This is a genomic window from Thermus albus (assembly GCF_022760855.1).
Lineage (GTDB): Bacteria > Deinococcota > Deinococci > Deinococcales > Thermaceae > Thermus > Thermus albus.
In genome coordinates, this window is record NZ_JAKTNR010000010.1 from 32290 (window position 1) to 44001 (window position 11712).

The 11712-nt window shown below is 63.6% G+C and carries 13 protein-coding genes; 3 read left to right on the forward strand and 10 right to left on the reverse strand.

The genetic code is table 11. The annotated features are described in order from the left end of the window. Positions 1–77: 77 nt before the first annotated feature. The 8 genes from recF to L0D18_RS09985 form a co-directional block, all read right to left on the reverse strand. Positions 78–1100, reverse strand: coding sequence for a DNA replication/repair protein RecF (recF, locus tag L0D18_RS09950; RefSeq protein WP_243028762.1), 1023 nt, complete (start codon positions 1098–1100; stop codon positions 78–80). Continuing rightward, the gene (locus tag L0D18_RS09955; protein WP_243028763.1) at positions 1101–2273 is read right to left on the reverse strand and encodes an MFS transporter; all 1173 of its coding nucleotides are present in this window, start codon (positions 2271–2273) and stop codon (positions 1101–1103) included. A gap of 10 nt (positions 2274–2283) precedes the next feature. Further along, positions 2284–3081, reverse strand: coding sequence for a phosphate ABC transporter ATP-binding protein PstB (gene pstB / locus L0D18_RS09960; RefSeq protein WP_243028764.1), 798 nt, complete (start codon positions 3079–3081; stop codon positions 2284–2286). Further along, positions 3082–3948, reverse strand: coding sequence for a phosphate ABC transporter permease PstA (gene pstA / locus L0D18_RS09965; RefSeq protein ID WP_243028765.1), 867 nt, complete (start codon positions 3946–3948; stop codon positions 3082–3084). Then, positions 3948–4895, reverse strand: coding sequence for a phosphate ABC transporter permease subunit PstC (gene pstC, locus L0D18_RS09970; protein ID WP_243028767.1), 948 nt, complete (start codon positions 4893–4895; stop codon positions 3948–3950). The genes pstA and pstC overlap by 1 nt, the downstream gene beginning before the upstream one ends. A gap of 64 nt (positions 4896–4959) precedes the next feature. Continuing rightward, positions 4960–6033, reverse strand: coding sequence for a phosphate ABC transporter substrate-binding protein PstS (pstS, locus tag L0D18_RS09975; protein WP_243028768.1), 1074 nt, complete (start codon positions 6031–6033; stop codon positions 4960–4962). Positions 6034–6068: 35 nt separating this feature from the next. Next, a complete protein-coding gene (gene mnmA / locus L0D18_RS09980; RefSeq protein WP_243028769.1) occupies positions 6069–7208 on the reverse strand; it encodes a tRNA 2-thiouridine(34) synthase MnmA in 1140 nt (379 codons plus the stop codon). Further along, positions 7205–8101: a DUF1385 domain-containing protein gene (locus L0D18_RS09985; RefSeq protein ID WP_423247902.1), complete on the reverse strand. Its 897-nt coding sequence runs from the start codon at positions 8099–8101 to the stop codon at positions 7205–7207. The genes mnmA and L0D18_RS09985 overlap by 4 nt, the downstream gene beginning before the upstream one ends. Positions 8102–8131: 30 nt before the next feature. Between L0D18_RS09985 and L0D18_RS09990 the strand changes: the two genes are divergently transcribed. Then, positions 8132–9538 (forward strand): leucyl aminopeptidase, encoded by a 1407-nt coding sequence (locus L0D18_RS09990; RefSeq protein ID WP_243028771.1) that lies wholly within the window; start codon positions 8132–8134, stop codon positions 9536–9538. Positions 9539–9640: 102 nt separating this feature from the next. Here the strand turns inward: L0D18_RS09990 and L0D18_RS09995 are convergent, their stop codons facing one another. Continuing rightward, positions 9641–10084 (reverse strand): Fur family transcriptional regulator, encoded by a 444-nt coding sequence (locus tag L0D18_RS09995; protein ID WP_243028772.1) that lies wholly within the window; start codon positions 10082–10084, stop codon positions 9641–9643. Positions 10085–10252: 168 nt separating this feature from the next. Here L0D18_RS09995 and L0D18_RS10000 point away from each other — a divergent pair, with 168 nt between their 5' ends. Together L0D18_RS10000 and L0D18_RS10005 are read left to right on the forward strand one after the other, a co-directional pair. After that, positions 10253–10516, forward strand: a complete 264-nt coding sequence (locus L0D18_RS10000) for a septum formation initiator family protein (RefSeq protein ID WP_243028773.1) — start codon at positions 10253–10255, stop codon at positions 10514–10516. Continuing rightward, positions 10513–10770, forward strand: coding sequence for a hypothetical protein (locus L0D18_RS10005; protein WP_243028774.1), 258 nt, complete (start codon positions 10513–10515; stop codon positions 10768–10770). Before L0D18_RS10000 ends, L0D18_RS10005 begins: the two co-directional genes overlap by 4 nt. Here the strand turns inward: L0D18_RS10005 and L0D18_RS10010 are convergent. Beyond that, complete coding sequence (locus L0D18_RS10010; RefSeq protein WP_243028776.1) at positions 10767–11648, reverse strand: LysR family transcriptional regulator; 882 nt, start codon at positions 11646–11648, stop codon at positions 10767–10769. The two genes, L0D18_RS10005 and L0D18_RS10010, sit on opposite strands and share 4 nt — an antisense overlap. Positions 11649–11712 lie beyond the last annotated feature (64 nt).

Below are 11712 nucleotides of genomic sequence, written 5' to 3' on the forward strand. Positions count from 1 at the left end.
GGGGATTATACTTCCCAGGATGGACCCAAAGAGGGGTTTTTCCGGGGCCCCCACCCTGGCGCCAGGGTGGGGTTGGGTTAGCCCAGGACCACCCCCCCTTCCACCCAGCATACCGGCACCCCTTTGGGGGCCCAAAGTCCAGCCAGGGCAGCCTGGGGAAGGCTACGGGCGTAGGCCAAGACCGCCTGCCGCTTGCCCTCGTCCAGCTCCTCGCTCCACTCGTCCACCAGGAGGAGGGGGGCTTCCCCGTGGTGTTCGGTAAGAAGCTGGTGCTCGGCCAGGCGCAGGGCCAGGGCGATGGCCTTGGCCTCCCCCCGGCTAGCAAAGCGGTGCACCGGGCGGCCCGAGAGCAGGAAGACCAGATCGTCCCGGTGGGGGCCCACCAGGGTCTGGCCTTTTAGGAGCTCCTCTTCCCGCCGGGCCTGGAGGGCCTCGAGGAAGTCCCCTGGGGCGGTCTCCTCCAAAAGGAGCCCTGCCTCCCCTGGGGCCAGGGTTTGGTGGACGGACCGGAAGATGGGCAGGAAGCGCTTTAGAAAACGCCCCCTAAGGGCCATGATCTCGGTGCCGTAACGGGCAAGCTCCTGGTCCCACACCGCAAGCCCATTGCCCCCCGCTTTTAAGAGGGCATTCCGCTGGCGAAGCGCCTTCTCGTAGGCGGCAAGGAAGGCGGTGTACCGCCGGGAAAAGCGCCCGATAAGGCGGTCCAAGAAGGTGCGCCTCTCCTCCCGGCTTCCCAGGACCACCTCCACGTCCTCAGGCAGGACCAAGACCGAGCCCGGAAGCTCCTGCAGTGCCCGGAGGCTTACGGCCCTTTCGTTTAAGAAGACCTCCCTTCCCTCTGGGCCAAGCCTTTGCTCTATGCGGTAGAGGCCCAGCTCCGTTTCCACCTCGGCGAAAAGCCAAGCTTCCTTTTCCCCAAAGCGGATGAGGTCGGCCAAAGGGCTTCGCACCTCTCCCCCTAGGGCCAGGTGGAGGCCCAAAAGCAGGCTGGTCTTGCCCTGGGCGTTTCCCCCCACCAGGGCGAAAAGCCCCTGGGGAGGGTGGAAGGCGGCTAGGGCCAGGTTGCGGAAGTTCCTTTGCCGAAAGGATATGAGGTGCATCTAAAGCTTAACCCGGCGAAAAAGTACAGGAAGGAGGAGGAGGACCATCAGCAAAAGCCCGGCCCCTAGGAGGTAGGGGGCTTCGGGGGTGAGCCGGTAAAGCCCTGTACCCAGTATAGGGCCCAGCATCCGCCCCAGGGCCTGGGCGGAACTGTTGAGCCCTGCCACCAGGCCCTGCTCCCCTTCCCCCACGGCCAGGGAGAGGGCAGCCGTCACCCCTGGCCCAGCCAGGGCTACCCCCGCCCCCTGCAGGGCCAGGCCCAGCACCAGAAGGGGGAAGGAATGGGCCGCCACCAAAAGGAGGAAGCCCAAAAGGCCCAGGGGTACCCCGGTGAGGAGAAGGGTCCGGGGTGGCCAGGAGAAGCGCCGCACCAAAAAACCCTGGATAAACACCGCCACCAGCCCATAAAGCACCAGGGCCAGGCCCACGCTCCTGGCGGTTTCCACCCCGGAAAGCCCTAGGCGGTCTTGGAAGTAGAAGGCGATGGTCTGCTCCAGGGCCACGCTGGAGAGGTTCAGGGCAAAGCCCAAGAGGAGAAGGGGAAGGATGTGGCCCTCCCAAGGGGAAAGCCGGCCCATCTCCCGGGAACCCTGGGGCCGGGACTCGGGGAGCACCAGGGCCACAAAGAGGGCGTTCAGGAGGGCAATCCCTGCGGAGAAAAACACCGGGGCCAGGAGGCCGAAAAAGGCCGCAAGCCCCGCTCCCAAGGCGGGCCCCAGGATCACCGCCAGGCCAAAGGCCGCCCCCAGGAGGGCCATGCCCGCGGTGCGGTTTTCCCTGCCGGTGACGTCCGCCACATAGGCCTGGGCGGTGGGCAGGGTAGCGGAGCTGAAGGCCCCTCCCAGAAGCCGGGTTAGGAGAAGGAGGAGGAAGAGGAGTCCGGGGGAGAAGAACCCCTTTTGCCCCAGAAGGGCAAACAGGCCAAAGAGCAGGAAGCTGATGCCAAAGCCCAGGATGCCCAAAAGGAGGATGGGCTTGCGCCCGCGCTCGCTAAGCCTTCCCCATAAAGGGGAAAGGAGAAACTGCATGAGGGCATAGCCGGTGGAGAAGAGACCCACCTGGACCTCGGTGAGCCCAAGCTCCCGCCCCAGGGGCCCCAGGATGGGAAAGAGGATGGAAAGCCCCAGGATGCTGTTGAAAAGGGTTAGGAAGAGGAGGCCAAGGGGAGACATGCCCCCAAGTTTAGCCGAAACGGCCGGTAACGTAGGCTTCCGTGCGAGGATCCCGCGGTTTGGTGAAGATGGCTTCCGTGGGACCGAATTCCACCATTTCCCCGTTGAGAAAGAAGGCGGTGTAGTTGGAAACGCGGGCTGCCTGCTGCATGTTATGGGTTACGATGACGATGGTCACCTGCTCCTTCAATGAGAGAAGGAGGTCTTCTATAGCCTGGGTGGAGATGGGATCCAGGCTGGCGGTGGGTTCGTCCATGAGGAGCACCTCAGGCTCCACCGCCAAGGCCCGGGCAATGGTGAGGCGTTGTTGCTGCCCACCGGATAGGCCGCTGGCTGGAGCCCGGAGGCGGTCTTTCACCTCATCCCACAAAGCGGCTCCCCGGAGCGCCCGTTCCACAGCCTCGTCCAGGCGGCGCTTGTCCCTTATGCCTACCAGCTTTAGTCCCGCCGCCACGTTATCGTAGATGGACATGGTGGGAAAGGCCGTGGGCTTTTGGAAAACCATCCCCACCCGCCGGCGTATCAGTACCGGGTCCACCCCGGGAGCGTAGATGTTTTTCCCATCCAAAAGCACCTCTCCTTCCACCCGGGCGATGGGGGTTAGGTCATGCATCCGGTTCAGGGCGCGCAAAAAAGTGGTCTTGCCGCATCCTGAGGGCCCGATGAGGGCTGTGATCTGGTGCCGGTAAATGGGGAGGTTTACCCCATTTCCAACCCCTACGCCCACGCGGTTCCCGTAGCGGACCACTAGGCTCCTGGATTCCATGTGCACGCTTACGGCTTCCTTTTCCTTGGTGTCCTGGAACATTTAGATCCTCCTCGAGGCCCACCGTGCCAGCAGGCTGGTCAGGGTAATCAGCCCAAAGAGCACTAGCCCTGCCGCCCAGGCCTGGCGGTGCCAGTCATCATAGGGGCTTATGGCAAAGGCAAATAGTCGCAAGGGAAGGGTATCCATGGGCTTAAGGGGGTTGAGCTCCAAAAGAGGGCTACCGAAAGCGGTAAAGAGGAGCGGAGCTGCCTCTCCTGCCGCCCGGGCGAAGGCCAAGAGCACCCCGGTGATGAGTCCAGCCCGGGCGGTGGGCAGGACAAGGGAAAGGATCACGCGCCAGCGGGGAAGGCCTAAGGCCAGCCCTGCTTCCCGGATCTCCTTGGGTACTAGGCTAAGCACCCCCTCGGTACTTCTGGCCAGGATGGGGATCATGAGGAAGCCCAGGGCGAAACTGCCGGATAGGCCGGAGAACCCCCCCATGGGCTTGACGAGAAGGACAAAGGCCAGAAGACCAAAAAGAATGGCCGGCATCCCGTTTAGGGTATCGGAGAGGAGCCTCAGGAAGGGATTTACCGGGTGATCGGGGTACTCCGCCAAAAGAATTCCCGCTGCCAGGCCAAAGGGTAAGGCGATGAGGAGCCCTAGCCCGTCCACGATCAGGGTTCCCACAATAGCCTGCCTTAAGCCACCGCCAGTTTCCCCCGGCGGACGCATGTCCTTAAGGAAAAAATCCAGGTTGAGGGCACCTGCCCCTTGGGCCAAGGCGTAGGCTATGACCAGGAAGAGGACCAGGAAAGCTAGGCCGGTGCCTAGGCCCACCAAAATCATCATGAAGCGTTCTTTGCGGTAGCGGGCTCTAAGGGCCAGTTCCTTTTCCGGTCTTCGTACTTGACCAGCAGGAAGCATCACATCACCCCTTTGACCAGGCGTTCTTGGCGTCTCAGGAGGTAGGCGGCGATGAAGTTAACCGCCATGGAAACCCAAAAAAGCAGGAAGCCTACGGCTATAAGGGCGGAGAGGTGGAGGTCCTCAACGGCTTCGGTGAACTCGTTGGCGATGACGCTGGGCATGGTGGCTGCTCCACCGAAGAGGGTGTAGGGAAGCTTGTGGGAGTTGCCGATAACCATGGTCACCGCCATGGTTTCACCTATGGCTCGGGCTAAGGCGAGAAAGGCGCCGGCGATAATGCCTCCCCGGGCCAGGGGCAGGATGGCCATGCGCATGACTTCCCAGCGGGTGGCACCCAAGGCGTAGGCTGCTTCCCTGTGCTCCCGAGGTACCAGGGCGATGGCGTCCCGGGCTAAGGCCGCGGTGAAAGGGATGATCATGGAGGCCAGGATCAGGATCGCGGTCATAAGCCCATAGCCCGTGGGATTTCCCAGGAGGGGGAGAAGCCAAGGGGCTTTCTCCGCGGCCCACAGGTAGAGGGGAAGCTGCACCTGGTCCCGGATCCAAGGGGCCAGGACGAAGATGCCCCAAAGCCCATACACCACGCTGGGCACCGCTGCCATGAGGTCCAGCAGGAAGTTGATGATCTGGGCTAGCCACCTAGGGGCGTACTCGGCGGCAAAGATGGCGGTGGCCAAGGCGGGAAAGAAGGAAAGAAGAAGGGCAGAGAGGCTTACAAGGACCGTTCCCAAAATATAGGGCCACGCACCAAAGGACTTTTGGATTACCGGGTCCCATTGGCTGCCAAGGGCAAACCCCCAAAGGCCAAAGCGGCTTAGGGCCAAGCTTCCCCCTTGGTAAAGCTCAAAGGCCATGAGAACGGCCAGAACGGCCACTCCCAAGGCCAAAAGGAGCAGGGTCCCGGCAAAGGCGCGGTCGCCGAAATGGGTGTAAAGCCGCTTCATGGACAACCCCTTTTCAAGATAAGGGGTGGCCCGCAGAAAGGCCACCCCTTTCCCCATTGGAAGCCTAGCGCCCTACGATCTCCTTCCCGATGGGCTTACTCCCGTAGGTCACCCGGGAAAGGAGGGATAGGGCCCGTTGCTGGGGCACCGAAGCCAAGGCCCCGTAGGTGAGGGGCTCGTTGTACTTTTGCCCCTCAGTGAGGACCCACTTCACGAACTCCACCAGGGCACGGGCCTCAGCTTCGTTCTTCACCGCCTTGTTAGCGGAGAGGTCTTCGTAAAGCAGCATGTAGGTGAAGCTGGCGATGGGATAGCCGTCAGGAGCCTGGGTATCGGTGATGGAGACCCGCATGTCCCCAGGGAGGGGCACGTTGGCGGCAGCCTTGATGGAGGGCAGGTCTGCTAAGATGAAGCGCCCCGACTTGTTCTGTACGGCTCCGTAGCTTAGGTTGTTCTGCTTAGCGTAAGTGACCTCCACGTAACCGATGGCGCCAGGAGTTTGCTTCACCGCTCCAGCTACCCCCTCATTGCCCTTGCCTCCTATGCCCACCGGCCACTGGACGCTGGTGCCCCTCCCCACCTTGCTGGCCCATTCGGAGGAAACCTTGGAAAGGTAGTCCACCCAGACGTAGGTGGTGCCCGACCCGTCGGAACGGTGCACCACGGTGATGGGCAGGGGGGGAAGCTTCACCTGGGGGTTCAACGCTTGCAGGGCAGGGTCATTCCAGGTCTTGATCTTACCCAGGAAGATGTCCGCGAGCACCGGGCCGGAGAAATGAAGGGTTTCCCGTACCCCGGGTAGGTTATAGGCTGGCACCACGGCTCCCAAGGCGTAGCCGATGTTAAGGGCGTTGGTTTTAAAACGGGTCCGCACGTCCTTCATTATCTCGTCGGAAAGGGGAGCATCGCTGGCGCCAAAGTGCACCGTTTGCTCCAGAAACTGGCGGATACCGCCACCGGAACCGATGGACTGGTAGTTGATGCGCACCTTCCCCTCCGTGAGGCGGGTGTACTCATCCCCGTATTTAGCCAACAAGGGATAGGGGAAGGTGGCCCCTGCTCCCACCAGGGTTACGGTGCCTTGGGCCACTGCCGAGCCTACCAAAGCCAAGATTCCTAGGACCGCTAGCTTTCGCATCTCAAACCTCCCAGCCCTACTATGGGGGTTGTTTGTCAGGAAAAGGTCAGGTGCCCCATCGTCCGTTCGGCCTCGAGATAACCTTCCGGTTGAGCGAGGCCCGCCAGGTTGTAAAGCCCCTGGCGGATCACCGCACCCCCCAAGAGCCTTTCCCCCCGGTAGAAGGCGGCGCTTTGCCCCGGGGTCACGGCGAAGACCGGACTGGCGAAGCGGAGGCGCAAGGGGCTTAGGGACTCCACTCGGGCCTTCACCGGGAGGGTGCGGTAGCGCACCTGCACCTCCACCTCCTCGGGGAGCTCGGTGAGGAGGTTAGCCCCTTCTCCCTCTAGGCCCTGCCATAGGGCGGCCTCCTTGGGTCCCACGTAGACCACGTTGGCCACGGGGTCTAGCCCCACCACGTACCGCTCCAGGTGGGGCTTGTAAAGCCCAAGGCCCTTGCGCTGGCCGATGGTGTAGAGGCTTGCCCCTTGGTGCTCCCCCACCACCTCCCCGGTAAGGGCGTCCACCAGGGGTCCAGGGCGGGGCTTAAGCCTTTCCTTAAGGAAGGACCTTAGGTCCCCGGCTACGAAGCAGAGGTTTTGGCTTTCCGGCTTCCTGGCGGTGGGGAGCCCGGCCTTTTCCGCCAGGGCCCGCACCTCGGCCTTGGTCATCCCCCCCACGGGAAAGAGGAGGTGGGGAAGGGCCTCCTTGGAGGTGCCCCACAGGAAGTAGCTTTGGTCCTTCCGGGGGTCCACGCCCCTCAGGAGGGCCTTCCCTTCCCGGCGCACGTAGTGCCCCGTGGCCACGTAGTCCAGCCCCAGGCGCTTCGCCTGCTTGAGGAGGGCCCCGAACTTCACAAAGGTGTTGCAGCGGGCGCAGGGGTTGGGGGTGCGGCCCCGGGCGTAATCCTGGAGGAAAGGCTTTATGATGGCCTCCTCAAAGGTCTCCCGGTAATCCAGCAGGTAGAAGGGGATGCCCAAGGTTTCCGCCACCCTTCGGGCCTCGTAGGCGGCCTCGGGGGTGCAGCAGCTTTCCCAGGCCCGCCCTGCCGGGAGTTCCAGGGAAGGCTTGGGCGGCTCCTCGGGCCAGAAGCGCATCATGGCCCCCACCACCTCGTACCCCGCCTCCTTCAGGAGGTAGGCGGAAACCGAGGAGTCCACCCCTCCCGACATGGCCACCAGGACCGTCTTCCTCATGCCACCACCCGTTCGCCCAAGGCGGCTTCCGTGCTCCTTATGGCCACCTCCACCATCTCCGGGGTGGGCTCGGCCACGGTGAGGGCCTGGAAGCGGAATCCCAGTTCCCGTAGGAGGCGGGAAAGGGGATCCTCATGGCGGGCGGAGAAGTAGAGGAGCTCAAAGGCCAAGGCCGCCACCACCGGCAGGAAGAGGACCCGGGCCAGTAGCCGCCACCAGAGGACCTCGGGGGCAGGGATGAAGCTATAGACCAGGATAGAGACCACGATCACGAAGGCGATGAAGGTGGTGCCGCACCGGGGGTGGAAGCGGGGCTGGGCCATGACGTTCTCCACGGTCAGGGGAAGCCCCTTCTCAAAGGCGTGGATGGCCTTGTGTTCCGCACCGTGGTACATGAAAAAGCGCCCTATGTCCGGCAGGCGCCCGATGAAGCGGAGGTAGCCCACCAGGATGCCCACCTTGATGAGACCCGCCAGCAGGTTGTAGAGGACGGGGATGCGAGCAGGGTCCAGGAAGAGGCCGGCCAGGAAACCGGGAAGTACGATGAAAAGGGCAATCCCCAGAAGAAGGCTCACCGCCACCGTGCCCCACAGGGCCCCTTTGGGCACCTCCTCCTCGCCCCCTACGAGTTCGGCGCTCCGGGCCAGGGCCCGGTAGCTCACGGAAAGGGCGTCCCACAGGGCCACCACCCCCCGGATGAGGGGAAGCTTAGCCCAAGGGTAGCGCTGGCCTAGGGCAGGCTCCGCATGGCGCTCCACGTGCACCCTTCCATCGGGCAGGCGCACCGCCAGGGCCCAGGCCCAGGGGGACTTCATCATCACCCCCTCGAGGGCCGCCGAGCCCCCCAGGGTCACCTGCTTAGCCAAAAGGAGAAGAAGCCGCATCCCTCCCATTCTGCCACGGGGGCGTGGTATCTTCCAGGCGTGATCACCCTACATGCCACGACGGCCACACTGGAAGAAGGCAAGGCGCCCCTTAAGGTGGTATGGGTCAAGCAGGGGGAGCTTACCCCCCAGGGCCAGGTTTTGGATGCCCGTCTGGATGGTCTTCTCCGCCAGGCCATGGCCCAGGCGGGCTTCAAGGGGGAGGCGGGGGAAAGCCTTCTTCTGGCCACTTCGGAGGGGAACTTCCTCCTTTTTGGCCTAGGCGAGGACATCCGGGCTGCAGGGGGAAGGCTAGCCCAGGCGTTGGCCAAGCTGGCCTTTCCCGAGGTGCTCGTGGAGGCTCTGGAGGCCTATCCCTTGGCGGAGGGCCTGCTCCTTGGGGCCTACCGCTTTGACCGTTACAAGGGCGAAAAGGAGGATAGAGCGCTAACCCTTTACCTTTCCGGGGCCCGGCCCGAGGACCTGGAAAGGGCCAAGGGGGTGGCGGCAGGGGTCTACTGGGCCCGGGACCTGGTGAACGAGCCCCCCAACGTCCTAACCCCTGAGGCCCTGGCGGAGGCCGCCCTTTCCCTGAGGGCTTTGGGCATAGAGGTGGAGGTTTTGGATGAGGAGGCCATAGAGGCCCTGGGCATGGGGGCCTTCCTGGCAGTGGCCCAGGGTTCGCACCACCCTCCCCGTTTTATCCACCTACGATACGCCCCCGAGGGGGCCCAAGAGAGGCTGGACCTGGTGGGCAAGGGGCTTACCTTTGATTCCGGGGGCTACTCCTTAAAGCCCACGGAGAGCATGGCCACCATGAAGGGGGACATGGCGGGAGGGGCGGCGGTGCTTGGAGCCCTGAAGAGCGCGGCCCTTCTCGGCCTTCCCCTGGAGATCGGGGGTTACATCGCCGCCTGCGAGAACATGGTCTCGGGCCGGGCCTACCGGCTTGGGGATGTGCTCAAGACTCTTGCCGGGAAGACGGTGGAGGTGATGAACACCGACGCGGAGGGAAGGCTCACCCTGGTGGATGCCTTGGCCTATGCGGAAAGGCAAGGGGCGAGGCGTATTTTGGAGCTTTCCACCCTCACGGGCTCGGCGGTGGTGGCCTTAGGGGAAGAGGTGGCTGCCCTCTTCGCCACCGAGGAGGCCTGGGGCAAGCAGGTGGAAGAAGCCGCAAGGAGGGCAGGGGAAAAGGTCTGGCCCCTTCCCTTGGAAAGGGCCTACCGGGAGAAGCTGAAAAGCCCCGTGGCCGATCTCAAAAACGTGGGGGACCGGAATGGCGGGGCCATCACCGCCGCGCTTTTCCTGGCGGAGTTCGTGACGGTGCCCTTGGTGCACCTGGACATCGCCGGGCCCGCCTTTACCAAAAAGGCCCACGCCCTGGGTCCCGAAGGGGGCACGGGGTTTGGGGTGCGGACGGTCCTCGAGGTGGCCCGGGGGTTAACCGATACCACCCCAGCCTGACGTCGTCAGGCTGGGGGTCCCGATTGTACACCATAAAGTTTCCCCGCCCTGCCATAAAGCGGGGTGGGGAAACTTTCTCGGGATTGGCCCCGGGGGAAGGTATTACTCCTGGCAGTTGGGGCAGAGCCCCCTGAACTCCAAGCGGAAACCCTCCAGTGACCAGCCGGACTTTTCGGCGGCGGCCTTTTGTGCCTGGGAAAGGTCCAGCTCCGGCAGGTTCTTCAAGAGCAGGTCCTCCACTTTCCCGCAGGAGGTGCAGACCAGGTGCACATGGGGCTCGGTGTAGCCGTCGTAGCGGGTCAGGCCCTTGGGGTCGCGGAACTCGTAGATGAGGCCATGCTCCCGGAGGACGTGGAGGTTAAGGTATACCGTGGAGAGGCCGATGTCGTAGCCCCGCTTCTTGAGGCCGTTATAGAGCTCCTCCGGAGTGGGGTGGACGTTCTTGCGGTCCAGGTAGCTGAGGATCCGCTCGCGAGGCAGGGTGTGCCTCAGCCCCACCGCCTTTAGCCGCGCCCGGTAGTTCTCCTTTTCCTTCATCCTTGGCATGGCTCCTCCTTCCTTTCCATTCCAGTATACACAGGCCGTGTGCAAATGCAACACCCTTAAAACCCAAAGGGTGGTATAGACAACGCTCCTCTTTTTGGGACCCAGGTTTCCTTCCCGGTAGATGGTCACCTTTGGTCCATATGCCTCGGAAGATATAATGGAGCCATCTTGGAGCGGCCCATTTACCGGATTCTGCACGTGATCTTCGCCCTGGGCCTGGCCCACGCCCTTTTTCTTCTGGGGCAGGAGGGGGTTAGGGCCTACCAGCTGGCCCAGGAAAGGGCTAGGCTAGAGGAGGCCTTGCGGCAGGCGGAGGCCCGGGTGGCCCGCCTCCAGGCCGAGGTGAAGGCGGCCAGGGATCCCGCCCACCTCGAGGCCCTGGTGCGCAGGTTGGGTTTTGTGCGGCAAGAGGAGATACTAAAGAGGCGATGAAGGAAGACCCGGCGACACTCTTTCTGGAGGACGAAGCCTTGACCGACGGCCTCACCGATGAGGAGGCGGAAGCCCTTCTCTCCTGGCTTTTGGACCTGGCACGGGAGGCCAGCCCTTCCCAGCTGGCCCACCTGAGAAGGCTTGGGCACGAGATCACGCGCCTTTCCCGCGACTATGGCCTGCCGGTGGAGGAGCTTATCGGCCTGGTGGAACTGGCCTGGGGGGAGGCGGAGGCCCCGGGCCTTCAGGCCTAAAGGACCAAAGCCTTTAGGAGTGCCCGCACCTCCGAAAGCCTGGGGGGAGCGGGATGGGTGCGGTAGATGAGGGAAACCTGCAAGGCCGCCTCTTCCTCCAGGGGCTTAAGCACCACCCCGGGATGAGGAAAGACCCGGTAGGGAGCCAGGGTGAGGTAGACCCCCACCCCCGCCGCCACCAGGCTTACCGCCTGGGAGAACCGGGCCACCTCCCGGACCACCTTAGGGGTGAAGCCTGCCTGCTGGAAGACCGCCATGAAGGCCTCGTGAAGGGGGGGTAGGACCTCCTTGGGGAGGAGGAGGAAAGGTTCCTCCCGCAAAGCCTTAAGGGGCACCCGTTTTCGGGAGGCCAAGGGGTGCCCCTCGGGCAGGGCTACCACGATGGGCACCTGCAAAAGGGGTTCCTGGCCGATGGTAGGGTCCTCCACCCTAAGCCCTGCCAGGCCGTAGTCCAGCTGGCCCTCCTTGAGGGCCTTTACCTGCTCAGGGGTGTGCATCTCTAGGATTTCCACCGGCTGGCCCAAGCCCCGGCGCAGGTGGTCCAAAAGGGGCATGAGGTCGGGAAGGAGGTTTTCCGGCACCCCGAAGCGGAGCTCCCCAAGGTAGTCCTTCCCGGGCTGGCCCCGCCCTGCTTGGCGCACCTGCTCTTTTAGGGCCTCCACCTCCGCCAACAGCCGCTTGCCTTCCCGCTGCAGCACCTCCCCCGCCGGGGTAAGGCGGAAGGGTCTGCGCTCAAGAAGCTTGACGCCTAGAGCCTTCTCCAAGGCCTGGATGTGCTGGGAAAGGGCGGGCTGGGAAAGGTAGGCCTTCTCCGCAGCCCGGTGGAAGTTCCCTTCCTCGGCCAGAAGAAGGAAAAGCCGCAGGCGGCGCAGGTCCATGATAAGGCTAGCTTATCATTAAGCTCCAGGCTTTTCTATTGGACAAAGGGTCGCCTCTGCCCCA